The 26716-nt window shown below is 70.2% G+C and carries 22 protein-coding genes and 2 pseudogenes; 6 read left to right on the forward strand and 18 right to left on the reverse strand.

Features of this window, described 5'->3' with window-relative positions:
• Positions 1–97 precede the first annotated feature (97 nt).
• The 10 genes and pseudogenes from ACLZN2_RS20820 to iolC form a co-directional block, all read right to left on the reverse strand.
• Complete coding sequence (locus ACLZN2_RS20820) at positions 98–1147, reverse strand: substrate-binding domain-containing protein (protein WP_416980177.1); 1050 nt, start codon at positions 1145–1147, stop codon at positions 98–100.
• A gap of 285 nt (positions 1148–1432) precedes the next feature.
• Complete coding sequence (locus ACLZN2_RS20825) at positions 1433–2299, reverse strand: sugar phosphate isomerase/epimerase family protein (protein WP_416980179.1); 867 nt, start codon at positions 2297–2299, stop codon at positions 1433–1435.
• Positions 2296–3312: a Gfo/Idh/MocA family oxidoreductase gene (locus ACLZN2_RS20830; protein WP_416980181.1), complete on the reverse strand. Its 1017-nt coding sequence runs from the start codon at positions 3310–3312 to the stop codon at positions 2296–2298. The genes ACLZN2_RS20825 and ACLZN2_RS20830 overlap by 4 nt, the downstream gene beginning before the upstream one ends.
• An 86-nt stretch (positions 3313–3398) precedes the next feature.
• Positions 3399–3569: pseudogene (locus tag ACLZN2_RS20835) on the reverse strand (MFS transporter); the annotation flags it as partial.
• A 60-nt stretch (positions 3570–3629) separates the two neighbouring features.
• Positions 3630–4580, reverse strand: a complete 951-nt coding sequence (locus ACLZN2_RS20840; RefSeq protein ID WP_416980183.1) for a TIM barrel protein — start codon at positions 4578–4580, stop codon at positions 3630–3632.
• 28 nt (positions 4581–4608) lie between these two features.
• Positions 4609–6099 carry a CoA-acylating methylmalonate-semialdehyde dehydrogenase gene (locus tag ACLZN2_RS20845; protein ID WP_416980185.1) on the reverse strand — a complete coding sequence of 497 codons (1491 nt, stop codon included), beginning with the start codon at positions 6097–6099 and terminating at the stop codon, positions 4609–4611.
• A 12-nt stretch (positions 6100–6111) separates the two neighbouring features.
• On the reverse strand, positions 6112–7989 hold the full coding sequence (gene iolD, locus ACLZN2_RS20850; protein WP_416980187.1) for a 3D-(3,5/4)-trihydroxycyclohexane-1,2-dione acylhydrolase (decyclizing): 1878 nt from the start codon (positions 7987–7989) through the stop codon (positions 6112–6114).
• On the reverse strand, positions 7986–8855 hold the full coding sequence (iolB, locus tag ACLZN2_RS20855; RefSeq protein ID WP_416980189.1) for a 5-deoxy-glucuronate isomerase: 870 nt from the start codon (positions 8853–8855) through the stop codon (positions 7986–7988). Before iolB ends, iolD begins: the two co-directional genes overlap by 4 nt.
• A complete protein-coding gene (locus tag ACLZN2_RS20860; RefSeq protein ID WP_416980191.1) occupies positions 8852–9724 on the reverse strand; it encodes an aldolase in 873 nt (290 codons plus the stop codon). Before ACLZN2_RS20860 ends, iolB begins: the two co-directional genes overlap by 4 nt.
• Positions 9714–10667 (reverse strand): 5-dehydro-2-deoxygluconokinase, encoded by a 954-nt coding sequence (gene iolC, locus ACLZN2_RS20865; protein ID WP_416980193.1) that lies wholly within the window; start codon positions 10665–10667, stop codon positions 9714–9716. Before iolC ends, ACLZN2_RS20860 begins: the two co-directional genes overlap by 11 nt.
• 238 nt (positions 10668–10905) lie before the next feature.
• On the opposite strand from iolC, the gene ACLZN2_RS20870 reads away from it, so the two are divergent.
• The 3 genes from ACLZN2_RS20870 to ACLZN2_RS20880 all read left to right on the forward strand — a co-directional run bounded on the left by ACLZN2_RS20870 (position 10906) and on the right by ACLZN2_RS20880 (position 13686).
• Entirely contained in the window at positions 10906–11937 is a 1032-nt protein-coding gene (locus ACLZN2_RS20870) for a LacI family DNA-binding transcriptional regulator (RefSeq protein ID WP_416980233.1), read from the forward strand.
• A gap of 55 nt (positions 11938–11992) precedes the next feature.
• Positions 11993–13099, forward strand: a complete 1107-nt coding sequence (locus ACLZN2_RS20875) for an NAD(P)/FAD-dependent oxidoreductase (RefSeq protein ID WP_416980195.1) — start codon at positions 11993–11995, stop codon at positions 13097–13099.
• 173 nt (positions 13100–13272) lie between these two features.
• Complete coding sequence (locus ACLZN2_RS20880; RefSeq protein ID WP_416980197.1) at positions 13273–13686, forward strand: DUF6069 family protein; 414 nt, start codon at positions 13273–13275, stop codon at positions 13684–13686.
• A gap of 65 nt (positions 13687–13751) precedes the next feature.
• Here ACLZN2_RS20880 and ACLZN2_RS20885 read toward each other — a convergent pair whose 3' ends face one another.
• The 5 genes from ACLZN2_RS20885 to ACLZN2_RS20905 form a co-directional block, all read right to left on the reverse strand.
• Complete coding sequence (locus tag ACLZN2_RS20885; RefSeq protein WP_416980199.1) at positions 13752–14690, reverse strand: VOC family protein; 939 nt, start codon at positions 14688–14690, stop codon at positions 13752–13754.
• Between the two features lie 13 nt (positions 14691–14703).
• Positions 14704–15729 carry an amidohydrolase family protein gene (locus ACLZN2_RS20890; protein ID WP_416980201.1) on the reverse strand — a complete coding sequence of 342 codons (1026 nt, stop codon included), beginning with the start codon at positions 15727–15729 and terminating at the stop codon, positions 14704–14706.
• Complete coding sequence (locus ACLZN2_RS20895) at positions 15726–16874, reverse strand: FAD-dependent oxidoreductase (protein ID WP_416980203.1); 1149 nt, start codon at positions 16872–16874, stop codon at positions 15726–15728. Before ACLZN2_RS20895 ends, ACLZN2_RS20890 begins: the two co-directional genes overlap by 4 nt.
• Positions 16875–17035: 161 nt before the next feature.
• Positions 17036–18007 (reverse strand): cyclase family protein, encoded by a 972-nt coding sequence (locus tag ACLZN2_RS20900; RefSeq protein ID WP_416980205.1) that lies wholly within the window; start codon positions 18005–18007, stop codon positions 17036–17038.
• Positions 18004–19020, reverse strand: a complete 1017-nt coding sequence (locus ACLZN2_RS20905) for a fumarylacetoacetate hydrolase family protein (RefSeq protein ID WP_416980207.1) — start codon at positions 19018–19020, stop codon at positions 18004–18006. The genes ACLZN2_RS20900 and ACLZN2_RS20905 overlap by 4 nt, the downstream gene beginning before the upstream one ends.
• A 123-nt stretch (positions 19021–19143) precedes the next feature.
• Between ACLZN2_RS20905 and ACLZN2_RS20910 the strand changes: the two genes are divergently transcribed.
• Complete coding sequence (locus ACLZN2_RS20910) at positions 19144–20106, forward strand: LysR family transcriptional regulator (protein ID WP_416980209.1); 963 nt, start codon at positions 19144–19146, stop codon at positions 20104–20106.
• An 879-nt stretch (positions 20107–20985) separates the two neighbouring features.
• Here ACLZN2_RS20910 and ACLZN2_RS20915 read toward each other — a convergent pair.
• Together ACLZN2_RS20915 and ACLZN2_RS20920 are read right to left on the reverse strand one after the other, a co-directional pair.
• Positions 20986–22257, reverse strand: coding sequence for an MFS transporter (locus ACLZN2_RS20915; RefSeq protein ID WP_416980211.1), 1272 nt, complete (start codon positions 22255–22257; stop codon positions 20986–20988).
• A gap of 340 nt (positions 22258–22597) precedes the next feature.
• Positions 22598–24073 (reverse strand): glycosyltransferase family 2 protein, encoded by a 1476-nt coding sequence (locus tag ACLZN2_RS20920; RefSeq protein WP_416980235.1) that lies wholly within the window; start codon positions 24071–24073, stop codon positions 22598–22600.
• Positions 24074–24604: 531 nt separating this feature from the next.
• Between ACLZN2_RS20920 and ACLZN2_RS20925 the strand changes: the two genes are divergently transcribed.
• A complete protein-coding gene (locus tag ACLZN2_RS20925) occupies positions 24605–25639 on the forward strand; it encodes a glycoside hydrolase family 5 protein (protein ID WP_416980213.1) in 1035 nt (344 codons plus the stop codon).
• Positions 25640–25699: 60 nt separating this feature from the next.
• On the opposite strand, the gene ACLZN2_RS20930 is transcribed toward ACLZN2_RS20925, so the two are convergent.
• Positions 25700–26197: a lamin tail domain-containing protein gene (locus ACLZN2_RS20930; RefSeq protein WP_416980237.1), complete on the reverse strand. Its 498-nt coding sequence runs from the start codon at positions 26195–26197 to the stop codon at positions 25700–25702.
• A 371-nt stretch (positions 26198–26568) separates the two neighbouring features.
• Between ACLZN2_RS20930 and ACLZN2_RS20935 the strand changes: the two are divergent.
• Positions 26569–26716, forward strand: a pseudogene (locus ACLZN2_RS20935) (glycine/betaine ABC transporter ATP-binding protein); the annotation flags it as partial.

Consider the following 26716-nt stretch of genomic DNA (forward strand, 5'->3'; position numbering starts at 1 on the left):
TGTGGGGTGGGCGGGGCGGCCGGCCGAGATGGTGCCTGGCCGCCCCGGGGCCGATTCGTCGGCGGACGAGGTGGTGCCGCGGGTGCTGACGGGGAGGTCAGCGGACCTTGCCGGCGAGCTCCTCGGCGATGCCGACGTTGTCCTTGTCGACCAGGCCGCTGCCACCGGAGTTGATGCTGGCCGGGCTGAGACCGAAGTCCAGCTTCAGACCGAGCTCCATGACGGTCTGGAAGCCCTGCACATAGCCCTGCTGGTCGGCCGCCGCGTCGATGGCGCCGGACTTGATGCCGTTCACGATCTGCGGCGCCAGGTCGAAGCCGACGACCGGGGCCTTCACCCCGGCGTCCTCCATGGCCTTGACGACGTTGCGGTGCGGGGTGCCGCCCAGCGGGACGACCGCGGCGGTGTCCTTGTGGCCGAGCAGGTACTGCGTGATCTTGTCGAGCGCGGCCGAGTCCTCGATGCCGGTGCCGAGGATGTCCGTCTTGGCGCCCACCTCGTCCAGCGCCCGCTTGACGCCGGCGTGCCGCTGGACGGCGTAGACCTGGTCCGGGAACTCGACCGGGGTCAGGACGGTGTCGCCCTTGCCGATGTCCGGGTTGTCGGCGAGGAGGCGCTTGCCGAGCAGGTAGCCGACCTCCTCGAAGTCCTGGCCGACGAACCCGAGGGTGCACTCGCCGACCTCGCCCTCCTGGGTGATGTTGTAGCTCATCACCGGGATGCCGGCCTTGTCGGCCGCGCAGACGTTCTCGGTGTACTTGTTCGGGTCGTCGAGGACGACGGCCAGGGCGGCGGGCTTGTCCGCGACGGCGCTGCCGATCAGGTCGTTGTACTTGGTCTGGTCGCCCGAGCTGGTCTGCAGGTTGAGGTCCAGGTTGAGCAACTGCGCGGCGTCCTTGGCGCCCTGGGCGATGGTGGTCCAGAACGGGTCGCCCGGGTCCTGCGGGAGCAGGAAGGTGACCTTGCGGTCCTTCGCCTTGCTGCCGAGACCCGACTTCAGCGAGGTTCCCTTGCCCGAGGCGGACGCGGTGTCGCCGGAGCCCCCGGAACAGCCGACGGCGAGCAGGGCCAGCGCGGGGACGACGGCGAGCGCGCGCCAGCCGGCGATCCGGCGGGCTCTCCGGGGGGAGTGAGCGGAGTGCGACATGGTCCTACCTCTCCTATGAGGAATCAGAACGGCGCTGAATGAGTTGAGGTCCTGAATTCGCCGCAGTGCGGTCGGCGACCCCGTTGGCGAAAATTAGCGCCTTTTTGGCCGGGGGTGTCAATACGGTGGCGCATATCGAATTCCAACGAAGAGGTCACGTGTTCTGTGAGTCGTTCTGCCTGGTGGGGAGGGTGTTTTTGGGCAGAGGAAAGGGCCCTACCGGGTCGCGGGCAGCGCTCGGCAAGGCTCTTTCTTCGCTATTTTCGAATTAATTCATTGCCGAAATCAGGCGGCGAGTTCCTTGGTGATGCGGTCGAGCATGAATGCGGAGGATTCGCGGGCGCGCTCCTCCCAGGCGAACACACAGGCCGTGGCGACCCCGTCGAAGCCCAGCTCGCGCAGGGTGCCGAAGAACGCGTCCCAGTCCACCTCGCCCTGACCGATGTCGAGGTGCTGATGGATGCGCGCGGCGGTGCCGGGCGGGTTGAGGATGTACCGCAGACCGGAGGAGCCCTTGTGGTTGAAGGAGTCCGCGATGTGCACGTGCTGGAGCTTGTCGCCGGCGTAGCGCATCATCGCCGCGATGTCCGCCGTCGGGTCGGCGCCCGACAGATGGAAGGAATGCGGCGCGCAGTACAGGTAGTTCACCCACGGCTTGTTGATCGCCCGGACGAGATCGACCGCGGGGGTGTTCTCCTCGCAGAAGTCGTCCGGGTGCGCCTCCAGGTTCAGCGCGATGCCCTCGCGCTCGAACAACGGCAGCAGTTCCTCCAGCGAGCGCCAGAACGCGGCCTCGCTCTCGGCGGCCCTTTCGGGGAGGCCGTTGAACTCCGAGTTCATCAGCGGACATCCGAGGTCCGCGGTGATCTCGATCATCCGCTTCCAGTAGCGGACGGCGGCATGCCGCTCGGTCTCGTCGGGCGAGGACCATTTGTACAGGGGCAGCACCGACGACAGCTTCACGCCGTGTGTGCGCAGGGAGTTCTTGAGCTCCTGGATGCGCTCGTCGTCCGCCCGCGGATGCAGGAAGAACGGCATGAAGTCGTCACGCGGCGACAACTCGATGTACTCGTAGCCGAGTTCGGCCACCGTGCGCACCATGTCGTCGATCGGCAGGGCGCGGAACATGTACGGGTCGAGGGCGATTTTCACGCGGTGCCTCCGTAGAGGGTGGGACGGGGCTTGAGGTCGGTGGCGACGACGCGGCCCGACTCCAGGGCCTCGACGGTCGCGGCGGTGATGACGGTGGCGGCGTAGCCGTCCCAGGCCGAGGGCCCGGTGGGCTCGTCGCCGGCGGCGAGGTTCGCGATCCACTCGCGGAACTCGGTGTCGAAGGCGTCCGCGAAACGGCCCACCCAGTCCGTGAGCACCGTCGTGGTCTGCGCACCGGCGGTGCGTACGGCGACCGAGGCCGGGTCGGGCAGCCGGACCAGGCCCTCCTCGCCGACCGCCTCGCACTGGATGTCGTAGCCGTACTGGCAGTTGACGAAGACCTCCAGGTCGATACGGACACCCTTGGCGGTCTCGAACAGCATGATCTGCGGGTCCTTGAGGTGCGCGAACCGCTTGCTCGTGGAGCGCGGGGTGACCACCTGGGCGGAGACGATCTCGTCGTCGAGCAGCCAGCGCAGCACGTCCACCTCGTGCACCGCCGTGTCCAGCGCGGCCATGGCGGAGGTGTACGACTCCGGGACGGTCGGGTTGCGGTGGGCGCAGTGCACGATCAGCGGCTCGCCGATCCGGCCGGAGTCGATGACCTGCTTCAGCTGCCGGTAGCCGATGTCGTAGCGACGCATGAAACCCACCTGGACCAGTCGGCGGCCGTGCGCCGTCTCCGCCTCGATGATCTTCAGACAGTCCTCGGCGGTGGTGGCGAGGGGCTTCTCGCAGAACACCGGCTTCCCGGCGGCGATCGCGTTCAGCACGTGCTCGGCGTGGGTCGGGCCCCACGAGGTCACGAGGACGGCGTCGACGTCGTCCGCCGCGATCACGGCCGCGCCGTCCGGCAGCACCCGGGCGCCGACCGGCGCCGCCGCCCCCTCGGCACGGGCCGCGTCGATGTCGGTGACCGCGGTGACCCGGGCACCGGTGACGGTCTCGGTGAGCCGCCGGATGTGTTCCTTGCCGATCCAGCCGGCACCGATGACTCCTACGCGTACGGTCATGGTCATTCCCTTCAGGGGGTCAGGAGAAGCGCGCCCGGAGTTCGGCTTCGAGGGTTTCGAGGGTGCGTCCCCTGATCTCGGGGACGTAGAGCTTGACGAAGATGAGCGAGAAGATCCCCGTCTCGCCCGCCGGTCACCGCGCCGAGCGCGGCCCCCAGCAGCAGCGAGCTGGTGACCATGCCCTCGGTGACCGGGGTCAGACCGAGGTCGTCGGTCATGTAGGGCAGGGCGCCGTTGATGACGCCCGTGTCATAGCCGGGTCGGTGGTGAGGGCGGGGGCCTGAATCGCGTCGTCCCTGACGTTCATGAGCCGTCCTCTACCGGTCGAGGTTCGGGCGCCGGGTCCCGCTCAGGCCGCAGCCGGCGAGGTGCTCACGGGTGCTGACCGCGATGGGCAGTGGCACCTCGGGCGCGCACGGATACAGGTCCTGTTCGACGATCACGAACAACTCGGCGTCCAGCTTGGCCAGTTCGGCCACCACGTCGGCCGGGTTCGGCACCCCGGCCGGCGGCGAGACGCACACGCCCCGCTTGACGGCCTCGCCGAACGACAGGTCCTCGGCGGCGACCTGGGCGAGGACCGCCGGGTCCATCTGCTTGATGTGCACGTATCCGACGCGCTCGCCGAACCGGCGGATCAGATCGATGTTGTCACCGCCGCCGTAGGCCACGTGACCGGTGTCCAGGCACAGGTTGGTGTACCGGGAGTCGGACTCGTTGAGCAGCCGCTCGATCTCGGGCTGCGTCTGGATGTGGCTGTCCGCGTGCGGGTGGACCACGAGGCGGACGTCGTACTCGTCGAGCAGCAGCTTGCCCAGCCGGTCGGCGGCCCGGCCGAAGCCCGCCCACTGGACGGCGGTCAGCTCGGGCGACTCGGTGAACTCACCGGTCTTCTCGTCGCGGTACATCGGCGGGATGAGCACCAGGTGGTGGGCGCCCGCGGCGGCGGTCAGCGTGGCGACCTGGCGGACGTGGGCGAGCATCTCGTCCCATGCCTCGGGGCGGTGCAGCGCGCCGAAGGCGGTACCGCCGGAGACCTTCAGACCGCGCGCGTCCAGCTCCTCCTTCAGACGCTGGGGGTCGGTGGGGAGGTAGCCGTACGGGCCGAGCTCGAACCACTCGTAGCCGGCCTGCTTCAGCTCGTCGAGGAAGCGGGTGTGCGGGACCTGGTGCTCGTCCTCCGGGAACCAGATGCCCCAGGAGTCGGGAGCGGAGCCGAGGCACAGATTGCCCACAGTGGTACGGAGGGAGGATGGCGCCGTTGCCATGGTGTGTCCTTCGGGGGGAGGGGAGCGGTCAGTTGGAGGTGGGGAAGTTGAAGCCGGCGGTGACCTGCTGGGTGGGCTGGGGCCAGCGGGTGGTGACGACCTTGGGGCGGGTGTAGAAGCGGATGCCTTCGGGGCCGTGGATGGGGTTGTCGCCGATGAGGGAGTCCTTCCAGCCGCCGAAGGAGTAGTACGACATCGGGACCGGGACGGGGACGTTGATGCCGATCATGCCGACCTTGATCTTGCGCTGGAAGCGGCGGGCGGCTTCGCCGGAGGCGGTGAAGAGGGCGGTGCCGTTGCCGTAGGGGTTGGCGTTGATGAGGTCGATGGCCTGGTCGAGGGTGTCGGTGCGGAGGATGGCGAGGACGGGGCCGAAGAGTTCTTCCTTGTAGGCGTCCATGTCGGTGGTGACGTGGTCGAGGAGGGAGGGGCCGGTGAAGAAGCCGTTCTCGTGGCCTTCGATCTTCAGTCCGCGGCCGTCGACGACGATGGTGGCGCCCTGGGTGGCGGCGGTGGCGACGGCGTTCTCGACGCGTTCCTGGGCGGCCTTGGTGACGAGGGGTCCCATGTCGGTGCCGGGTTGGTCGCCGGGGCCGACCTTCACCTCGCCTGCCTTGCGGGTGAGGATCTCGATCAGCTGGTCGGCGGCGTCGCCGACGGCGACGGCTACCGACACCGCCATGCAGCGTTCGCCTGCGGAGCCGTAGGCGCCGGCGGTGATGTGGTTGGCGGCGAACTCCATATCGGCGTCGGGCAGGACGACGGCGTGGTTCTTGGCGCCGCCGAGGGCCTGGACGCGCTTGTGGTGGGCGGTGGCCTGTTCGTGGACGTACTTGGCGATGGGGGTGGAGCCGACGAAGGAGACGGCTTCGATGCCGGGGTGGGTGAGGATGGCGTCGACGGCGGGCTTGCCGCCGTGGACGACGTTGAAGACGCCGTCGGGCAGGCCGGCCTTCTGGTAGAGGTCGGCGACGAAGTTGGCGGCGGAGGGGTCGCGTTCGGAGGGCTTGAGGATGAAGGTGTTGCCGGTGGCGATGGCGACGGGGTGCATCCACAGGGGCACCATGGCGGGGAAGTTGAAGGGGGTGATGCCGGCGACGACGCCGAGGGGCTGGCGGAAGTTGTGCACGTCGACGCCGCGGGAGACCTGGTCGGAGAAGCTGCCCTTGAGGACGTCGCCGAGGCCGCAGACGTATTCGACGACTTCGCGGCCGCGGGTGATCTCGCCGCGGGCGTCGTCGACGGTCTTGCCGTGCTCGGCGGAGATGATCCGGCCGAGTTCTTCCTCGTGCTCCATCAGGAGTTGGCGGAAGGTGAACATGATCTGGGTGCGCTGGGTGAGGGAGGACTGCGACCAGGTCTCGAACGCCGTCGTGGCGGCCTGGACGGCGGCGTCGACTTCCGCGCTGCCGCCGAGGGCGACGTGGGCCTGCTCTGCGCCGGTGGCGGGGTTGAACACGGGTGCGGTGGTCTCGGTGGTGACCTCGGCGCCGTTGATCCAGTGCGGGATGGTGTTCACAGCGGGGTTTCCTTACAGGTAGTGGCGCTGGGTCTGCTTGTGGGCGGCGTAGGTGTCGTACGCGGACCGGGTGGTGTCGAGGGCGGAGACTTCGCTGACGGGGACGTCCCACCAGCCGTGGCCGGGCGGGTTGGGGCCGTAGAGGTCGGTCTCGACGTGGACGACGGTGGTGTGGGTGGCGGCCTTGGCCTTCTCCATCGCCGTACGGAACTCGTCCACCGACGTGGCGTGCAGGACGTCCGCGCCGAGGGAGGAGGCGTTGGCGGCGAGGTCGACGGGGAGGACGTCGCCGTCGAGCTGGCCCGAATCGTCGTTGCGGTAGCGGTATTTGGTGCCGAAGCGCTGGGAGCCGAGGGATTCGGAGAGAGCGCCGATGGAGGCGAAGCCGTGGTTCTGGATCAGGACGATGATGACCTTGAGGCCTTCCGAGACCATGGTGACGATTTCCTGGGCCATCATCAGGTAGGAGCCGTCGCCGACCAGGACGACGACCTGGCGGGTGGGGTCGGCCATCTTGGCGCCGACGCCGGCGGCGACCTCGTAGCCCATGCAGGAGTACGCGTACTCCACGTGGTAGGCCTTCGGATCCCTCGCCCGCCACAACTGCTGCAGGTCACCCGGCATGGAGCCCGCCGCGTTGATGACCACCGCCCGGTCGTCCAGGACGTCGTTGAGGGCGCCGAGGATCTCCGTCTGGGCGGGTAGCGGGCCATGGCCGACGCTGAAGCAGGCTTCCTCGATTTCCCTTGTACGGGCGATCAGTTCACGCGTATGGCGGCGGTACTCGGGTGCGACCTCCCAGTCCTTCAGCGCCGCTGCGAGGGCCTGGATACCGAGGCGGGCGTCCGCGACGAGGGGTTCGGCGGAGTGCTTGACGGCGTCGAGGCGGGCCACGTTGAGGTTGACGAACGTGACGTCCGGGTTGGCGAAGACGGTGTGGCTGGCGGTGGTGAAGTCGCTGTAGCGGGTGCCGATGCCCAGGACCACATCCGCCTCACGAGCCAGCTCGTTGGCCGCGTATGAGCCGGTCGAGCCGATACCTCCGACGGCGTAGGGGTGGTCCCAGGGCACCGCGCCTTTGCCGGCGTGGGTGTCGGCGACCGGGATCCCGGTGCCCTCGGTGAACGCCCGCAGCACGGTCTCCGCACCGGAGTACACGGTCCCGCCACCGGCGACGATCAGCGGCTTCTTCGCGTTTCTGATGAGGGCTGCGGCCCGTTCGACGGCGGCGGGCTCCGGCACCGGGCGGCCCACGTGCCACACCCGGCGCCGGAAGAAGGAGACCGGCCAGTCGTAGGCCTCGGCCTGCACGTCCTGCGGCATTGCGAGGGTGACGGCGCCGGTCTCGACGGGGTCGGTCAGCACCCGCATCGCGGCGAGTGCGGCCGGGATGAGCTGTTCGGGGCGGGAGATGCGGTCGAAGTACTTCGACACGGCACGGAAGGTGTCGTTGACCGTGACGTCCCCGCCGCGGGTGTCCTCCAGCTGCTGCAGGACAGGGTCGGCGGCCCGGGTGGCGAACATGTCCGAGGGCAGCAGCAGGACCGGAAGCCGGTTGGTCGTGGCGAGTGCCGCACCCGTGATCATGTTCGTGGAGCCCGGGCCGGTGGAGGCCGTACAGGCGAAGGTGGCCAGGCGGTCGCGCATCTTGGCGTACGCCACCGACGCGTGGACCATGCCCTGCTCGTTACGCGCCAGGTAGTACGGCAGATCCGCCTCGCCGGTCGTCGCGGCCTGCAGCAGTGCCTGCCCGATACCGGCGACGTTGCCGTGCCCGAAGATGCCCCACACACCGGGGATGAGGCGCTGCTCCTGTCCGTCACGCTCGCTGTACTGGTTGGCCAGGAAGCGCACCAGGGCCTGGGCGGTGGTCAGTCGTACGGTGTTCATCGGTCTTCTCCGAAGGGCAGCCGGTCGTCCACGTCCTGGGTGTCCCAGGTGGAGCGGACCCAGCCGTGGGCGGGGTCGTCGCAGATCAGCCAGGCACGGTCCTGTCCCGGACCCGCCATGACGTTGAGGTAGTACAGGTCGTAGCCCGGAGCGGCGATGGACGGCCCGTGCCAGCCGTGCGGAATGAGGACGGTGTCTGCGGAGCGGACCTCGGCGAGGACGTCGATGGGGCGCTCGGGGGTGCCGTAGACCCGCTGGTAGCCGAAGGCGTTCTCCCCGCCCGCGACCTGGAAGTAGTAGATCTCCTCCAGCTCCGACTCCACGCCGGGCCGGGCCTCGTCGTGCTTGTGCGGCGGGTACGAGGACCAGTTGCCGCCCGGGGTGAGGACCTCGCAAACCAGCAGCTGCTCGGCCTCGAACGTCCCCGGCAGGCAGTAGTTGTTGACCTGCCGCGAGCACGCCCCCGCGCCGCGCAGCTCGACGGGGACGTCTTCCTTGGGCCCGTACCGGGCGGGGAGTGAGCCCCGCCCGGTACGGGCGCAGGGCAGCGCGAACATGCCTCCGTCCGCGCTGCTGATGAGGGCCTCCGACTCGCGGGGGAGGTAGGCGAAGTCGGTGACCGAGGCGAACACGTCCGTCCGACCGTCGAGTTCGAAGCTCTGCCCGCCCACGGTGACAGTGCACCCACCGCGCAGGGGAAGGACCAGGAACTCGGAGTCGCCCGTGGTGAGGGCGTGCGCCTCACCCGCCTCCAGGGTCAGGATCCTGAGGCCGGAGTATCCCCAGCCCGCCGACTCCGGCGTGACCAGGACCTCGTAGGGGCCGCCGGCCGACGAACCGGCCGGCAGATGGCAGGTGCTGCTCACAGCAGGCTCACCGCCTTGTCCACCGCGCCCGCGACATCGCCGCCCGCCGGGTAGAGCAGGGAGCGGCCCACGACCAGCCCCTGCGCGGTCGGCAGCCGCAGCGCCTTGCCCCAGGACGCGAAGGCGGCCTCCGCGTCCTTCACCTCACCGCCCAGCAGCAGCGCGGGCAGCGTCGAGGAGGCCAGGACGCGCTCCATGTTCTCCACGACCGGCAGCTTCAGCCACGTGTAGGCCGTGCGGCGGCCGAGCCCGGAGGCGATGGTGACCGACCTGACGACCGCGTCCGTGGAGAGGTCGTTGCGGATCTTGCCGTCCTGCCACACGGAGATGAACGGCTCGACCATGGCGACGAGTTGGCGGTCGTTGAGTTTGTTGATCGCGTGGGCGGTGTTCTCCAGCACGGAGGGGGTGGCCGGGTCGCCCAGGGCGATGCGGGTGAGCATCTTGCCGCCGTCGAAGCCCATCGCGGCGATCGTGGCGGCGTCGTAGCCGGTGAAACGGTCGTCGATCTCGAACACCGACCCCGCGAGCCCCGCCCGGTTCATCGAACCGAACACGCTCTTGCCGTTTAGCACACCCAGCAGGAGCAGGTCCTCCAGGATGTCCGCGGTGGCGAGGACACCCGTCACACCCGGCCGCTCCAGCGCGACGCACATGCGGTCGAGGAGTTCGGCGCGGTCGACCATGGCGTTCGGATCCCCGCCCACACCATTCGCGCCGCGGGCGGGGTGGTCGGCGGCGATGATCATCGCCTTGCCGTGCTCCCCCAGCAGCGAAGTCGCCTTCACACGGCGGGCGGCAGCGGCCGCGACCGCGCCGGGATCGTTCACCCGGGCGTCCACGATCCGGCTCAGCTTCTCAGACAGCACGGGTCACCTCATCGAGCCTGGCGTTGACTTCGGCCTCGGTCGGCATCGCCTCCGAGCAGGCCAGCCGGCCGGCGACGATCGCGCCGGCGGCATTGGCGAAGGACACCGTGCGCCGGGTGTCCCAGCCGGACAGCAGCCCGTGGCACAGCGCACCGCCGAACGCGTCACCCGCGCCCAGGCCGTTGACCACGTCCACCGGCACCGGCGCCACCTCCACCGCGACCCCGTCCCAGCCCATGGCCAGCACGCCCCTGGGGCCCTGCTTCACCACCGCCAGCTCCACACCGGCCGCCAGCAGCGCCTTCGCCGCCGCATACGGCTCACGCTCACCGGTGGCGACCTCACACTCGTCGAGATTGCCGACCGCGACCGTGGTGTGCCGCAGCGCATCCCGGTAGTACGCGCGTGCTTCGGCGGGGTCCGTCCAGAACACCGGCCGCCAGTCCAGGTCGAACACCGTCAAACCGGCCTTGGCCCGTGCCTCCAACGCCGCAAGCGTCGCCGACCGGCTCGGCTCCTCGCTCAGCCCGGTCCCCGTCATCCAGAACACCGAGGCCTCACGCACCGCCGCCACATCCAGCTCGTCCGGCCGGATGTCCAGGTCAGGAGCCTTGGGAAGGCGGTAGAAGTACAGCGGGAAGTCGTCCGGAGGGAAGATCTCGCAGAACGTCACCGGCGTCGGCGCGATCTCCGACGTACCGACGTAACGGGCATCGACGCCATGGCCCTCCAGCGCCGTACGGACGTAATCCCCGAACGGGTCCCGGCCCGTCTTCGTGATCACAGCCGCCGAACGCCCGTACCGCGCCGCCGCCACCGCGACGTTGGTCGGGCTGCCGCCCAGGTACTTGCCGAACGAGGTGACCTCCGCCAGCCCCACCCCCGTCTGGAGCGGATACACATCCACCCCCACACGGCCCATGGTCAGCACTTCGAACGGCATCACGCTTGATTTCCTTTCGCTCCGGAGACTCCGGGGAGCCGTCACGGACGAGTGGTGTTCCTGTGGTGGAAGGAGGTTCTGTCGCGCTCTACTAGCGCGCTCTAGTGCGAGTACGATGACCCCTGTCCAAATGTCATGTCAATAGCTTGTTGCCGGGGGATTTCAGGAGCGCCCGCTGAGGTGGGCCCCGTCGGAGGGTGGATCAGGGGTGGACGCTCCGGGCAGACAGCGGCCCACGATGGCGGACGTGGCCGCGAAGGCGGGTGTCTCGCGGGCGCTGGTCTCGATCGTGTTCCGCAACCAGCCGGGCGCGAGTGACGAGACCCGGGAGCGGGTGCTGAAGGTCGCCGACGAGATCGGCTACCGGCCCGACAGTGCGGCCCGGCTGCTGGCGCGCGGTCGCAGCCGCACCCTCGGTGTGATGTTCGCCGTGCAGCAGACCTTCCACAAGGACCTCATCCAGGGGATCTACCCGGAGGCGGAGCGGCTCGGCTACGACGTGCTGCTCTCCGCCGCCGCCGAGGGCCGCAGCGAGACCAAGGCCGTGGAGGCGCTGCTCGGGCACCGCTGCGAGGCGCTGATCGTGCTCGGCTCCGAGGTGGAGGCCGTCGACCTCGACGAGCTGGGGCGGCGGGTGGCCACCGTCTCGGTGGGCCGCCGGGCGCCACGGGTGCGCGCGGACCTCGTGCACTCCGCCGAGGGGGAGGGCGTACGGCAGGCCATGGACCACCTCGTCGAACTGGGGCACCGCCGGATCGTGCACATCGACGGCGGCCGGGGTCCCGGTTCCGTCGAGCGGCGGCGCGCCTACCGCTCCGCGATGCGCCGGCACGGGCTGGGGTCCGAGGCCCGGGTCATCCCCGGGGAGCACACCGAGCAGTCGGGCATCGAGACCGGGCTGCTGCTGCTCACCGAACGCGACCAGGGCGGGCCGCTGCCGACGGCGGTCCTCGCCGGCAACGACCGCTGCGCCATGGGCCTGTTGATGTCCCTGACCCGGGCCGGCGTGGAGGTGCCCCGCGATCTGTCCGTCGTCGGCTACGACGACAGCCACCTCTCCCATCTGATGCCGATCGGCCTGACCACCGTCCGCCAGGACGCGGTGCTGATGGCGGAACACGCCGTGCGGTTCGCCATGGAGCGGTTGGAGAACCCCGAACTCCAGCCGCGGGAAGTGGTGTTGGATCCCAAGTTGGTGGTGCGGGGGTCCAGCGGGCCGGCGCCGGTGCACGTCTTCACCGAACCTTCACGAAGTCCGCAAGTACTTTAGGTTTCAAGGGACTACGCTCGCGCTCATTCCCCCCACCCAGCACAGGAGACTCGTTGTGCGAGACGGCAACGTAGTGGTGATAGGCGGCGGTTACGCGGGCGTCCGCCTCGCGAAGCGCCTGGACGCGACGGCGAACGTGACACTCGTGGACCGCAAGGAGGTCTTCTTCCACCGTATAGCCTCCCTGCGTGCCGGTGTGCGCCCGGAGTGGACGGTGACCCCGTTCATCCCCTACGACCGGCTGCTGCGTAACGGCCGGGTGGTCGTGGGCAAGGCGGTCCGGATCGACCCCGTCGGCCGGGAGGTCGTCCTCGCGGCGGGCGAACGGCTGCCGTACGACGTCCTGGTGATCGCCACCGGGGCCGACTACCCCGAGCCGGCCCGCTTCAGCGGCGGGACGGCCGAGGAGGCGGCGAGGGTGTTCGGCCAGTACCAGCGGAAGGTCGCCGCTGCCGAGCACGTCCTGGTGGTCGGCGGCGGCCCCTCCGGGGTCGAGCTGAGCGCCGAGATCCGGTTGGCCCGCCCGGGCGCCCGTGTCACCCTCGCCCACTCCGGACCGGAACTGCTGACCTCCACGGGCAGTGCCCGGGCCGGTCGCAAGGCCCGCGCCTGGCTGGAGTCCCACGGGGTGGAGGTGCGGCTGGAGTCCTTCATGTCCCCCGGCAACGACTTCGGCACCTACCGCGACGCCCGCGGCACCGTCCTGGCCGCCGACCTGTCCTTCTGGGCCACCGGCACCACCCCCAACACGCTCTGGCTGCGCCTGGCCGGGCACGGTGACTGGCTCAACGGCACGGGGCACGTCAAGGTCGACAAGATGCTCCGGGTCGTGGGGTGGCCGGACGTGTTCGCGGTCGGCGACGTGAACGACGTCGGCGAGCTCAAGGTCACCCCCGCCGCGCTCTCCCAGGCGGAGACGGCCGCCCACAACATCGGGGCCTATCTGCGCAGTTCTGGGAGGCACAGCACGAAGTCGCGCTCCTACCGGGCGGTCCACCGCACTCCGCTCATCGTGCCGTTCGGCCCGTCCGACGGGGTGACCGTCGTACCCGTGCCGGGTGGCGACACCGCGGTCCTCGGCACCCGGACCACCACCATGGCCAAGGCGAAGACCCTCATGACCCCCTTCATGCGGCGCCAGCTCGGCTACACGGCGGCCTGACGCCGGCACCCACCCTTCACGCCCCCGTGGACGAGGACGGCGCACGCCCCGTTCCACGGGGGCGCTCTCGTGGTCGTGGGCTTGAAATTTCAAACACATTCGGGGAGGGTTGAGGCGTGCTTGAGCTTTCAAGCGTATCGAGATCTACGCGATCCGTCCCCGTGGAGTCCCCCATGTCTGTTGCCTCTGAAGCCGTCGCCGTCCGACGCGGTCCGCTCGTCGTGGCGGGAGGGGTGATCGCCGCCGTCGTGGTGGCGTCCCTCGCGGACGCGGTGCTCGCTCTCGCCGCCCTGGCCCTGGGCGCGCCGGACGACTTCCAGCCGCTCGAGCCGGGTTCGTACATCTTCCTGACCGCCGTCGGGACCGTGGCCGGCGCCATCGGCTGGGCCGTCGTCCGCAAGGTGTCCAAGGACCCCGCCGCCCTGGTCCGTTGGCTCGCCCCGACCCTCGTCGTCGTGTCCTTCGTCCCCGACTTCCTCCTCTTCGGCGCGGGCGGCGTCACCGGCGTGGTGGCGCTCCTCCTGATGCACGTCGCGGTCGCGGCGGTCGCGGTGTTCACCTACCTCAAGGTCATGCCGCTGTCGTAAGCGCGCTGAGGCACCCGTGAAGGGCGGGCCGGGACCACGGTCCCGGCCCGCCCTTCACGTACGGGTCAGACCGGCGGGGCGACGAAGACGCCGGGGTCGACGTCGTTGAACGACTCCTTGGCGACGAGTTCGTTCATCGGGTTCGCCGTGCCCCACTGGTCGGTGACCTCGGGCTGCGAGAAGTCGTAGACGTGCGGATGCCAGGTGTCCTCGTCCAGCAGCTCCAGCTCCGTCGTGTACTCGACGGTGTTGCCGTGCGGGTCGAGGAAGTAGGTGAAGGTGTTGTCGCCCGCCATGTGCCGGCCCGGGCCCCAGATCTTCTGGAAGCCGGCCCGCATCACCCGGCCCGAGCCGCGCATGTACTCGTCGAGGCCGCGCATCTCGAAGGAGATGTGGTGCAGCGAGGTGTGCGGGCCCTTGGCGAGGGCCATGGAGTGGTGCTGGTTGCTGATCCGCATGAAGTGCATGACCTCGCCCATGTGCGGTGAGCTGAGCGTGTCGGAGAGCCGGAAGCCCAGGTGGGTCTCGTACCACTGGCGGGTCTTGTCGAGGTCGGGGGAGTTGAGGACGACGTGGGAGAGCTTGACCGGGATCGACTCCTTCTCCTCGATCCTGCGGTGCTGCCGTACCTCGACGTCCGCCGAGACCTCGATCGTGCGGCCGTCGACGTCGAAGAAACGGAAGCCGTAACCGCCGCCGGGGGTGTCGACCTTGCCCGGCTGGGTGATCAACTGCACTCCGCCCGCGAGGAGTTGCTCGGCGAGCGTGTCCACGTCCGCCGCGCTCGCCGCGCCGTAGGAGACGAGGTCGAGGCGCTTCTCGTCGGACTTGCGCAGACGGACGACGTACTGCTCGGGGCTGCCCTCGGCGGCGAGGAAGGAGATGCCGGAGTCCTCCGCGACCTTGGTCAGACCCCAGACGCCGGCGTAGAAGTCGAGCTGCTTGTCGTAGTCGGGCACGGCCAGGTCGACGTGCCGCAGATGCGTGAGCAGGCGGTTGCTCATGGGGGGTTCCTTCTCAGGAGAGGTTGAGCAGGGCGGCGGCGTTGCCGCCCCGCACCGCGTGGAAGTCGTCGTCGGGCAGACCCGCGGCACGCAGTGCGCCGACCGGGTCCTCGGTGCCCATGTCGAAGGGGAAGTCGGAACCGAGCAGGACCCGCCGCGGACCGGCGGCGAGCAGCAACTCCCGCAGTACATGCGGGTCGTGGACGAGCGAGTCGAAGTACACCCGCTCCAGGTAGCTGCTCGGTTCCCGGGCGCAGCCCCGCGCGTCGGGGCGGACCCGCCAGGCGTGGTCGGAACGCCCGATGTGGGTGGGCAGATAGCCGCCGCCGTGCGCCGCGATCAGCCTCAGGCCCGGATGGCGGTCCAGGACGCCGGAGAAGATCAGATGCGAGAGCGCGACCGCGTTCTCGGCGGGCTGGCCGACGGTGTTGGACAGGTACCACCGGTCCAGGCGCTCGTCGAGCGTGCAGCCGAACGGGTGGAGGAAGACCAGGGCACCGGTGTCCTCCGCGCGGGCCCAGAACGGCGCGAGCCGGGGGTCGGACAGCTCCACCTCCCGCGTCCCGCCCGGCCCCGGGGCGTGCGAGGAGATCTCCACGCCCCGCAGCCCCTGCGCCAGCGCGTGGTCGAGCAGGGCCGGCGCGAGGTCGGGGTGCTGCAGCGGGACCAGACCGAGACCGTACAGCCGGTCGGGGGCCTTGGCGCAGTGCGCCGCCGTGCCCTCGTTGGCCAACTGGCACACCCGCTCGGCCAGTTGGGGGTCCGCCCAGTAGTGGTAGTGGGACGGCGAAGGGCTCACCAGCTGTACGTCCACGCCCTGCGCGTCCATCGCGGCCAGGCGCACCGCGACGTCCGTCAGCCGGGGCACCCGCCGGCCGACCATCGGGCCGTTGACGGCGAGGGCCGCCGGGCCGTTGCGGCGCGCGTCGAGGTCACGGGCCTCGGCGAGCCCGGCCTGTCCGGCGACGGCCTCCTCTATCTCGGGGAGCAGGAGATGGGCGTGGACGTCGATCGTGGGGGTCGACTGGGGCTCGGTCACGGGAGTTCCTTGAGGGCGGTCAGGGTACGGCGCATCAGCCCGGGCACATCGGCGTCGCGCCGCCCCTCCAGCAGCCACTGGGCGAGCTGGACGGACGCGTCGACGACCATGCGCACCCGGGGCAGACGGCGGGCGTGGTAGTCGGTGAGGAGCCGGTCGAGGGCCTCGGCGTCCCAGCGGTCGAGGCCGGTCAGCAGCTCGGCGAGGACCTGGACGTCCTCCAGGGACATCGCGGCGCCCTGGGCGAAGGTGGGCGGGCAGCAGTGGGCGGCGTCGCCGACCAGCACCACCCGGCCGCGGTGCCATGGGCCTTCCACCAGCAGCCGGTCGAACCAGGTGTAGTTGACGACAGAGGGATCGGTGAACGCCGAGCGCAGCTCCGGCCAGGCGCCGCCGTAGTTCTCGCAGAGCGCCCGCATGTCGTCGGCCAGTCCTGCCGGGTCCAGCGTGGCCCGGTCGCGGGCCGGTTCGACGAGGTAGGTGTAGACGGTGTCCTCGCTCGTCGGGCAGTACCCGGCGATGAAACAGCGGCCGCCGTAGATCATCTCCGTGCGGCGGACCCCGGCCGGGCGGGGCGCGGGGGCCCGCCAGATGCCCATACCGGTCGGCTCCGGTGTGTCGGTGACGCCGATCATGCGGCGGGTGGCGGAGCCGAGCCCGTCCGCGCCGACCACCAGGGCGTAACGGCCAGTCGTGCCGTCGGAGAACGTGACGTCCACGCCCTCGTCGTCCTGGGCGAACGCGGTGGCCGTCGTGCCGAGACGGACGTCGGCGCCCGAGGCGCCCACCACGCCGATGAGGAGCTGCTGCAGCCGAGGCCGCTGCATCCCGATGTGGGCGGGCAGGTCGTCGCCGCCGGTACGGAGTTCGTCGTGGGCGTGGAGCACGGTGCCGTCGGGGGCGAGGACGGCGACGCCCTCGGCGGCGTACCCGTCCTTCTCGACGTCGTCCAGCACACCGACCTCGCGCAGCACGCGCAGGGCGTTGCCCTGGAGGGTGATGCCGGAGCCGGCGGCGGCTTTCCAGTCCGGGCTCGCCTCGATCAGGTCGACGGCGATACCGGCCCGGCGCAACAGCACGGTCAGGGCGTTTCCGGAGGTGCCTCCGCCGATGACGAGGACGCGGGTGTTCTGGCTGTCAGCCATGTCGGGGATACCTCCCGGGGTTGGCCCGCGGCGGCGCTCCGCTTCGGGTGCGGGTGCGGGTGCGGGTGCGGGTGCGGTGCGGTGCGGTGCGTGGGAATCTGCGGGTTGTTCGTGGCTGGGCGCGCCGTTCCCCGCGCCCCTTTGGGGCGCTGCTGTGCGCGTTACTTGATTGCCAGGGGGTTGACCGGGGAGCCGACGGCTCCTGTGATCGGGAGGGGTGCGGCGGTCAGCCAGAACTCGTGCACGCCGTCGTCGGCACAGTCCGCCGCGAGCGCGTCGAGGTCCCACATCTCGCCGATCAGCAGGCCGATGTTGGGGATGGCGACCTGGTGCAGCGGCTGGAAGGCGTGCTCGAATTCGTTCGGGCGGACCTCGAAGCCCCAGGTGTCGGTGGCGATCGCGGCGATCTCGCTGCGGTGCAGCCAGCCGGCCGACGTGAAGGAGAGGCCCGGTGCCGGGCCGCCCGCGTAGTCGCCCCAGCCCTCACGCCGGACCCGGGCGAGCTGCCCGGTCCGTACGAGGACGATGTCGCCGCGCCCGACGCTCACCCCGTGGGCCTCGGCGGTCGCGGTCAGATGCTCCTCGGTGACCGGGAAGCCGTCGGGCAGTTCGCCGTTCGTGCCCACGACCCGGCCCACGTCGAGCAGCACGCCACGTCCCGCGACGTACGGCGCCATGTGCTCGATGCCGGTGACGAGGTCGCCGTCGGAGGTGACGACCTTCTCGGCCGCCCGCCCGTTCCACGCCCTGCCGTGGTCGAAGATGTGCCCGAGCCCGTCCCACTGGGTGGAGCACTGCAGCGGCATCGCGATCACGTCGTCGGCGCCGCCGATCCCGTGCGGGAAGCCCTGGTTGCCGAGGGCCGCGTCGGTGCCGGTGTCCAGCATGGTGTGGACGGGGTTGGTGCGTCGACGCCAGCCCTTCTGCGGGCCGTTCATGTCGAAGGACTGCGAGAGGGAGAAGCTGACCCCGCGCCGGACCAGGGCGGCGCCCTCGCGGCGCTTGGCCTCGTCGAGGAAGTTGAGGGTGCCGAGCACGTCGTCCTCGCCCCAGCGGCCCCAGTTGGAGTACGCCTTGGCGGCCTCGGCGATGGCGCCCTCGGGGTCGTGACGGTCGAGGCGGTCGAGGCTCATGCCGTCTCCTCCGCGACACAGCGGGTGCGCTGGGCGCCCAGCCCGGTGATCGAGCCGTCCATGACGTCGCCGTCGCGCAGCAGCCGCCCCCAGTGGATGCCGTTGCCGGCGGGGGATCCGGTCAGGACGAGGTCGCCGGGCAGCAGCCGCGCGGTCTGCGAGATGTACGACACGAGCCGCGCCACCCCGAAGAGCATGTCCTTGGTGGACTCGTCCTGCATGGTCTCGCCGTTCAGCTTCAGCGTGACCCGGAGGTCACCGGGGTCGGCGAGCGACTCGGCCGGGACGAGCCAGGGGCCCAGCGGGGTGAAGCCGGGGGCGTTCTTGCAGCGCAGCCAGTCGGTGCCGATGGCCTTCATGTCCCGGCGGAACACGGTCGCGCGGTCGGTGAGGTCGTTGGCGATCGTGTACCCGGCGACGTACTCCAGAGCCTCCTCGACGGAGACCCGGTGGGCGGGCCGGGAGACGACTGCCGCCAGCTCCAGCTCCCAGTCGGGCTGCTCGGCCCACGAGGGCAGGACCACGTCGTCGAACGGGCCGGTGATCGTGCTGGGCAGACCGATGAAGACGTACGGCAGGTCCTCGGCGGCCCGGCGGTCCATGACCGCGGCGATCTCCGCGCGGGCCTCCTCGACCGTGCGCGGGTCGTCGGGGGAGCGGTGGGCGACCTCCAGGTCGATCACGTGCTGCCGGTAGTTGGCGCCGGACTGGAAGATCTGCCGGGGCTCCAGGGGCGCGTGCACCCGCATGCCCTCCAGGGGCCGCCAGTCGAGGGTGTCGTCGTCCGCGAGGGCGCGCAGGACCGGGAGGGTGTCCTCCCAGCGCTCCACCACGGCGCGCAGTCCGGTCGGCGCGAAGTCGAGCGCCCGGCTCAGGTCCAGGACCCGTCCCCCGGCCAGGAGACCGGGGAAGGTCGGCCCGGCCGGGGTGTCCTCCCGGGCGTCCTCCTCGGCCTCCTGGACGGAGAACGTGCCGAGTGCGAACGGGCCGGCAGGTTGCACGAGCGTTGCCATGAGATTTCCTCCTGCTGGGGTGCGGTCTACTCTGGCCCCGATCGGCGAATCACGGAAATCAATCCTGTGGATTAGCCGGATCCATGGCATGGATGGCTCTTCGCTCCCTGGGTGGTGCCCCCGGTGAACCTGTCCCGACTCGATCTCAACCTGGTCGTCGCCCTGCGCGCACTGCTGGAGGAGCGCAATGTGACCCGGGCCGGCGAGCGCATCGGACTGAGCCAGCCCGCGATGAGCGCGGCGCTGGCGCGGCTGCGGCGCCATTTCGACGACGAATTGCTGGCCCGCACCGGCAACGCCTACGAGCTGACCCCGCTCGGGGTCGCCCTGCGGGACCGCAGCGCGACCGCCTGCGATCTGCTGGAGCGGGTGTTCTCCAGCCAGGCCGACTTCGAACCGGCGGCGGAGAACCGGGAGTTCACCCTGCTCGCCTCGGACTACGGAGTGGCCGTGTTCGGCGCGGCGCTGGCCCGTGCCGTGCACCAGGAGGCGCCCGGGATCCGGTTCACGTTCCAGCATCCGGCGCCCAGTGTCGTGGAGAACACCGCGACCACGCTCAGCACCGTCGACGGGCTGCTGATGCCGCACGGTGTCATCGACGGCTTCCCGGCCGTCGACCTCCACCAGGACCGCTGGCTCTGCCTGGTCGCCGACGACAACCCGGACGTCGGCCACGAACTCACCCTCGACCATCTGGCCCGGCTGCCCTGGGCGGTCTACCAGCGGCCCTACGACGCACCGGTCGCCCGGCAGCTCAGCATGCTCGGCATCAGCCCCCGGGTGGAGGTCTCCGTGCAGACCTTCCAGTTGCTGCCCCACATGGTCGAGGGCACCCGCCGGGTCGCGATGATCCAGGAGCGCCTGGCCCGCAAGGCGGTCCGTGCCGCGGCGGTACGCGTCCTGCCCTGCCCCTTCGAGGCCGTCCCGGTCCAGGAGGCCCTGTGGTGGCACCCGGTCCACGCCCAGGACGCGGCCCACATCTGGCTCCGCCGGAAGGCCGCGGAGGTGGGCGCGACCCTGACGGACCACGCACCGGAAACCTCGGCAGCCGCTCCTGCGACGACGCAGACGCAGACGCAGACGTGAACCGAGGCACGAGTGGAGCCCGCGGGGCGGCCTTGGGAATGAGCGAGACGGTGCGGGATGGCCCTCGGCTTCTGCCGGGTGGGGGCACGTGCGGGTTCCTCGCGGTCGGTCCGTGTGGTGGTGGTGTGGGGTTGCTTCTGGCTTCTGCCGGGTGGGGGTTCGTGTGGGTTTCGCCGGGTTGGTCGGGGTGGTGGTGTGGGGTTGCTTCTGGCTTCTGCCGGGTGGGGGTTCGTGTGGGTTTCCCCGGGTTGGTCTGGGTGGTGGTGCCGGGTTGCTCCAGGCTCCTGCCGAGTAGGGGGCTCGCGCGGAATTCCCGCCGTCGGTCCGGGTGGTGATGGTGCCGGTTGTCCTCTGCCCCTGCCGGGCTGAGGCCGGCCAGGTTTCCCGCGGGCCGGCCCGGGCGGCACTGTCGGCCCCCGCCCGGCGGCGAGCCGGAGCGGCAGCGGCGCGGTTCCGATCCCGACCGGGTGTCCGGGGCGGCGTGGTCCCGATCCCGGTCGGGTGTCCGGGCGGCGCGGGTTCCGATCCCGGTCGGGTGTCCGGGCGGCGCGGGTTCCGATCCCGGTCGGGTGTCCGGGGCGGCGTGGTCCCGGTCCTGGCCGGGGGGCCGGGGCGGCGTGGTCCCGGTCCTGGCCGGGGGGCCGGGGCGGCGCGGTCCCCATCCCCGCCGGGTGGCCCCGGGCGGTGTGTGCGCGAGCCCCGGGTATGGGCCGGGCGACGGGGGCAGGGCTCTCCGTGCGTCGGCCGGGTGCGCGGTGCCCCGTGTCCAGTGGTGCCCGTAGACAGGCGTACGCCGGGCGAGGCGGTCGCCCAGCGGCCCGTCCCCGCAGGTTGCGCGGGGACGGGCCGGCGGCCTCCGGTGGAAGCGGAGGCCTCGCTTCAGGCCAGCTGCTCGGGCAGCGGGCGGGGGTCGGTCGCGGTGCCCGCGAGGCGGCGCGCCGTCAGGAGGCCCGCCGCGACGAGTGCCGCGGTCAGCCCCAGCAGACCGACGGCTGCGGCGAGGCTGCCGACCGCCGACTCCAGGGCGAGCAGGACGAGCGGGCAGACGAACTCGCCGCCGAAGAAGGCCGCCATCCACAGCCCGGTGCCGCGGCCCCGGTCCTCGAAGGCCAGCCGGGACATGGCGCTGGTGAGCAGGGCGGGCAGCAGCATGCCCGTGCCCACGCAGTTGATCACCGCGCCGACGACCAGCACCGGGGCGTTCCCGGCGAGGAACATCACCCCGAAACCGACCGCGCAGACCGCGAGCACGGCCGGCAGCATCGGTTCGGGGGAGCGCTTCAGCCGGGCGAAGGTGATCGCCCCGCCCACGGTGGCGGCGCTCGCGACCGCGGTGGCCAGACCGATCACCCCGGAGCTCTCCACCCCGAGGTCGTCCAGCAGGTACGACATCTCCACCGGCACGGTGTAGAAGACCATCGCGCCGAAGAAGGTGAGCGCGCAGACGCCCGCCAGCTGCCGCCAGGGGAACGCACGCCGGGCCGACGCGTCCGCGGGGACCTCCCCGGCCTCCGCGTGGGCCGCCGGGCTGGGCAGCGCGGAGGCCATCAGCGGAGCGAGGACCAGGCTCACGGCGTACACCCAGAACGGCACCCGCCAGCCCGCCGACCCGGCGGCCCCGCCGAGCACGAAGAACACGGTGGCCGACGCCGAGGCGCACATGGTCTGCAGCGCGAGGTACTTCACCCGCTGCTGACCGGTGTAGTAGTCGCCGATCAGGGTCGTGCAGCAGGTCATGATGGCGGCCTCGGTGATCCCGACCAGGGCGCGGCTGGCGATGATGCCGCCGAGGGACTCCAGCCAGAGCGGGGCGGTGCCGAACGCGGCGTACAGGACGGTCGCCACGATCAGCAGCCGCTTGCGTCCCAGCCGGTCCACGATCACCCCGGCGAACGGCGCCAGCAGGGCCAGCGCCAGCGCCGGAACGGTCAGCGCGAGCGGCACCAGCGCCTTGGCCCCCGGGACCGCGGCGAAGTGGTCCTGCATCTTCGGCAGCACCGGGGCGATCAGCACCGCCCCGAGGATCGGCAGACAGCTGCCCGCCATCAGCAGGGTCACCCGCAGCAGATGGGCCCGGCCCGAGACGGCGACGGGGGAGGGTGCGGTGTCGTCGATCGCGGCGGGGGACGGCGGCGGGGCGGAACCGGGCATGGCGACTCCAGGGACGGTGTACGGGAGCGGGCATGCCTGTCACAGGTGCTGGGGGAGCGCGGCATGCTGCGGACGACCGCACACAGGCGGCTGGCTCGGACAGCGGCGGCTGGTCCGGACAGCGGCGTGCGGGTAGGGACGACTATGGGCGGTCCACGGGCCTGCCGCCATCCTCCGCGTGATCCGAATCCCGTATCCGGCTCATCCATGCCGTGGATGCGCACGGCGAGTGCTCAGGTCGGCGGCAGCGCGGTCGATCCGCCTGCCGGTCATGAACGAGGTCCCCGCAGCAGCGTCGGCCGGGCTGCGAGGACCTCACTCGGGTGTGCGTGGTTGTCAGTCAGAGGCTCTCCGCGGGTTTCAGCCGTCCGGGGGCGGCCGAGGCGACGGGTTCCTCCCGGGGGCTGCGGTGCGGCACGAGGACCCGGCCCACGACCACGGCGTAGAACAGGCCGGAGGCCAGCACCAGGGCGAAGTCCGGCGGGTACAGGGTGATCATGCGCCAGACGGCGATGCCCACCCACACCAGTGCCGTACCGCCGTTCCACACCCGGACGCCCACGTGGAAACGGAGGTTCCTGTTGCGGCCCGCGGACGCCGAGCCGGTGGGCCGCCAGGCCTGGCGCCTGCCCCGGGCGATGTCCCAGATGGCGAACACGTGCGCCCAGCCGTACAGCAGACGCACGGCCCACGCCTCGATCCGGTAGGGGCACCGGTGCCACAGCGGGAAGACCAGCAGGGTGTACACGACACTGGGCAGGACCAGCAGCATGTAGTCGACCTTGAGTTTCTCCGGCATGGCCACCAGCAGGACGATCGGCAGCAGGGGCGCCACGAACGTGAAGACGGCCGTGTGGAGGTAGTAGAGGAAGCCGGAGAAGTAGCAGAGCCGGGTGGAGAGCCGGAGCTCGGTGCTCCAGAACTTCCTGCTGCCCAGCAGGCTCATGGAGCCCGAGCACCACCGGTACTGCTGGTGGTAGAACGCGCTGATGTTGTCGGGGCAGTTGCCGGTGGCGAGCGGGATCGGCACATAGCGCAGCTTCCAGCCGAGGCGCCCGAGGTCGAAGCCCGTGTGCACGTCCTCCGAGTGCTCGATCAGCGTCGTACCGCCGTTGGCCTCCAGGGCCGCCCGCCGGTACACGGCGCAACTGCCCACGCAGATGGCGCCGCCGTGACGCTGCCGGGAGACCTGGATCGCCCGGTAGAACAGCTCCTGCACGGAACCCGCGCCGCGCTCGATCCACGTCTGCCGCCGGGCCACGCGGAAGTACTGCGGTGACTGGACGATGCCGGTCTTCGGGTCGTGTTCCATGTACGGCAGGAGTTCCTCCAGCAGATCCGCCCGCGGGGCGAAGTCCGCGTCGAGGATGAGGACGTACTCCTCGTCGGAGATGCCGAGACCGTAGTGCAGATTGCCCGCCTTCTTGAACCAGCCCCGGTTGGGCCTGCTCCCGTATTCGAATCCGAACTCCTCAGCCATGGCGGCGAGTTCGGGGGAGGCGGAGTCGTCGAGCACATAGGCGGTGGCCCTGCCGGGGTAGCGGTCGGCGAGCCGGCGCACATGCGCCCAGGTGTTCTCCAGGACGTCGACGGGCTCCCCGCACACCGGAAGGAAGACGGCCACCGTCGGATAGGTCTCGGGGCGCCATCGCAGGACGAGTTCGCGGTGGGCCTTCAGATCGAAGTCGGGGGTGAAACCGTTCACCCGCAGGGAGGCGACGTAGTAAAGGATGCTGAAGACCAGACACGGCAGCAGGACGAACAGCCAGGGTGAGGACTGGATCAGCCGGAACTGGCTGTAGACGAGACAGCTCATGCTGATGAGCGAGGCCGCGGTGAGCACCCAGAGGTGACGCCTCGCGTAGGAGTACTTCTCCTCGTCGTCCGGGGGCTCGGGGAGGACGCCGCCGGCTTGCTGCCCGGACCGGGGGATTATGCGAGGGGTGGGCTGCCGTCGGTCGGTCTCCAGGGCGAGGTCAGAGGAATCCAGGCTCAAGGTGTGCTCCTTGAAAGGCGTGCTCCTTGAATGGGGCCGGTCATTTCAAACCACTAGCCACGGAGGGTGTGACCTGCGCCTGCCGCTGGGCTGATTGCTGCACCGCTCGCTCGAAGGAAGGATGTGCCGGAGTGGCACCCGGCGAAGAGGGAGAGGAACCGCGATCCACGAGGGCCTCGCGGGGCGTCGCGGGGCGTCGCGGGGCCTCGGGACGCGGGAAAGTGCCTGGTGTCCGCACTCGGGTGAACCTTGTCCGAGGCCCGGACGAATCGCGGTGACGGTCCCTCACATATCAGCCGTCGTATCGTCATATTTGCCTTTGGTCCCCACCCTCAGGAACTGGAGGCACACATGCCCTCGACGCATTCCCGCGCCCGACGCGTCGCCTGGACCTCGCTGGCTCTCGCGGCCACCGTCGGCTTCCTCTCCGCGAGCCCGGCGCACGCGGCCGGATCCGGAACGGCCCCCAGGGCCAAGACCCCGGTGCAGACCTACGGCAAGCTCCACGTGTGCGGCACCCAGCTGTGCGGCGCGTCCGGCAAGGCGGTCCAGCTGCGCGGTATGAGCACCCACGGCACGCAGTGGTACCCGCAGTGCCTGACCGGCGCCGCGCTGAACGCCGTCGCCCACGACTGGAAGGCGAGCGTGCTGCGGGTGTCGACGTACGCCCGCGAGGGCGCCTATCGCGCGGATCCGAAGAAATACACCGATCTGGCCAGCAAGCTCGTCGACATGGCGAGCGCCCGCGGCATGTACGTCATCGTCGACTGGCACACGATCCACCCGGGCGATCCCCACGCGGACCTCGCCAACGCGCGCGCGTTCTTCAAGGCCATCGCCGAGAAGCACAAGAACAAGAACAACGTGATCTACGAGGTCGCCAACGAGCCCCACGGCGTGAGCTGGTCGACCATCAAGGCCTACACCGAGAAGATCATGCCGGTGATCCGCTCCCGCGCCCCCGGCAGCGTGATCCTCGTCCCGACGCGAGGCTGGGCCACGCTCGGCGCGGCGGAGGCGACCAACGAGAAGGTCATCCTCGCGGACCCGGTACGCGACAAGAACGTCATGTACACGTACCACTTCTACGCGACGGCGGGACGGGAGCAGTTCCTGAAGCTGCTCGACCGCGCCTCGGACAAGCTCCCCATCTTCGTCACCGAGTGGGCCGTCGCCTCCTGGAACGGCTGGGGCACCGACTACCCCATGGCCCAGAAGTTCATCGACCTCATGGCCAAGAAGAAGATCGGCTGGACGAACTGGAGTCTCTCCGACAACCACAAGGACCTGTCGGTGTTCAAGAAGGGTGCCTGCAGCACCGGCAAGTTCGGAAAGGCCGCGCTCTCGCCCAACGGTGTCTGGGTCCGCGACCGGATCAGGGGCTGACCACGCTCCAGGCGCAGTCCCCGGAGCCGTACCGACCCGGCTCCGGGGATCCCGTCGGCGTCAGCCGTGGAAGTTGATGTAGCCGTTGCCGTCCGCGTCGTTGGCGCGCTTGGTGTAGGAGTGGACGTCGGCCCGGGAACCGGCCGGCTTGACGAGGTAGATGGTGTCCTTGTCGTTGTTCCAGATGAAGTTGCAGTTCTGGCGGTAGACGACGTTGCCGGCGTCGGAGTCGGTGCCGCGGCCGCCGCGCAGCTTCACGTAGTCGCCGGGCTCGAGCCTGTGGTTCGCGGGGAAGGTGAACTTGTTGCCCGCGGCGTCCTTGACGACGTACCCCTTGAGATTGACGGTCGCGGTGCGTGAGTAGTTCTTGATCGTCAGGTACTCGTCCTTGGTGTTGCCACCGGAGCACCGGTTGGAGTCCGCTCCGGGCGCGTCGTACTGCACGCCCTTGAGCTTGAGCGCGGACGAATACTCGGTGGCCTGGGCCGGACCGGCGGTCGACAGGGCGAGCGCGCCCGCTATGGATGCGATGGATGCGGCGGCCAGAACGTGACGCATACGCGTGGGCATGAGGAATCCCCCCTCAATGGTGCGATTGAAGCGCCTGGAGCATACCGAATGTGATGACCATATGTTCTCCGTGTGTTCTTTCCGTGAAGAGCCCGTCGGGTGCGGTGGTCGAACGTCTCGGCGACGCGGTCAGCCCGAAGTTGCGCATTGCGCTTCCAGTGTCAGTAATACGCAACACGCCAAATCGTCATCCGCCAACCCCTTGACGCCTGTCCGAGTGTTCGCGAAGGTGTTCCACCACAAGCAATTCGATGCGCGATGCGCAACAATTCTGTACCAGGGTCCGAGCGCATCTGGCAGAACATCCAAACCCGGCCGCAGCGCTGGTTCCGCGGCTGAACGCCGAAAAGAGGTCGTTCGTGACCCCCACGCAGACCGAGATATCCCAGAGGCGGGGTGCGCCTCAGGATTCGGACGGTGCTCCTGTCATTTCCGTGCGCAATCTGTGGAAGGTGTTCGGGCCGAGGGCCGAGCGGGTTCCGGGTGATGCGGAGCTGTGCGGTCTGA

This window comes from Streptomyces sp. T028 (assembly GCF_048159505.1).
In the GTDB taxonomy this organism is placed as follows: domain Bacteria; phylum Actinomycetota; class Actinomycetes; order Streptomycetales; family Streptomycetaceae; genus Streptomyces.

Excerpts from the sequence above, each read along its gene's own strand:
- ACLZN2_RS20820 (WP_416980177.1), bottom strand. The coding sequence starts at position 1,147 with ATGTCGCACTCCGCTCACTCCCCCCGGAGAGCCCGCCGGATCGCCGGC.
- ACLZN2_RS20830 (WP_416980181.1), bottom strand. The coding sequence starts at position 3,312 with ATGACCGTACGCGTAGGAGTCATCGGTGCCGGCTGGATCGGCAAGGAA.
- ACLZN2_RS20840 (WP_416980183.1), bottom strand. The coding sequence starts at position 4,580 with ATGGCAACGGCGCCATCCTCCCTCCGTACCACTGTGGGCAATCTGTGC.
- iolD (WP_416980187.1), bottom strand. The coding sequence starts at position 7,989 with ATGAACACCGTACGACTGACCACCGCCCAGGCCCTGGTGCGCTTCCTG.
- iolC (WP_416980193.1), bottom strand. The coding sequence starts at position 10,667 with ATGCCGTTCGAAGTGCTGACCATGGGCCGTGTGGGGGTGGATGTGTAT.
- ACLZN2_RS20870 (WP_416980233.1), top strand. The coding sequence starts at position 10,906 with ATGGCGGACGTGGCCGCGAAGGCGGGTGTCTCGCGGGCGCTGGTCTCG.
- ACLZN2_RS20880 (WP_416980197.1), top strand. The coding sequence starts at position 13,273 with ATGTCTGTTGCCTCTGAAGCCGTCGCCGTCCGACGCGGTCCGCTCGTC.
- ACLZN2_RS20885 (WP_416980199.1), bottom strand. The coding sequence starts at position 14,690 with ATGAGCAACCGCCTGCTCACGCATCTGCGGCACGTCGACCTGGCCGTG.
- ACLZN2_RS20895 (WP_416980203.1), bottom strand. The coding sequence starts at position 16,874 with ATGGCTGACAGCCAGAACACCCGCGTCCTCGTCATCGGCGGAGGCACC.
- ACLZN2_RS20900 (WP_416980205.1), bottom strand. The coding sequence starts at position 18,007 with ATGAGCCTCGACCGCCTCGACCGTCACGACCCCGAGGGCGCCATCGCC.
- ACLZN2_RS20905 (WP_416980207.1), bottom strand. The coding sequence starts at position 19,020 with ATGGCAACGCTCGTGCAACCTGCCGGCCCGTTCGCACTCGGCACGTTC.
- ACLZN2_RS20915 (WP_416980211.1), bottom strand. The coding sequence starts at position 22,257 with ATGCCCGGTTCCGCCCCGCCGCCGTCCCCCGCCGCGATCGACGACACC.
- ACLZN2_RS20920 (WP_416980235.1), bottom strand. The coding sequence starts at position 24,073 with ATGAGCTGTCTCGTCTACAGCCAGTTCCGGCTGATCCAGTCCTCACCC.
- ACLZN2_RS20925 (WP_416980213.1), top strand. The coding sequence starts at position 24,605 with ATGCCCTCGACGCATTCCCGCGCCCGACGCGTCGCCTGGACCTCGCTG.
- ACLZN2_RS20930 (WP_416980237.1), bottom strand. The coding sequence starts at position 26,197 with ATGCGTCACGTTCTGGCCGCCGCATCCATCGCATCCATAGCGGGCGCG.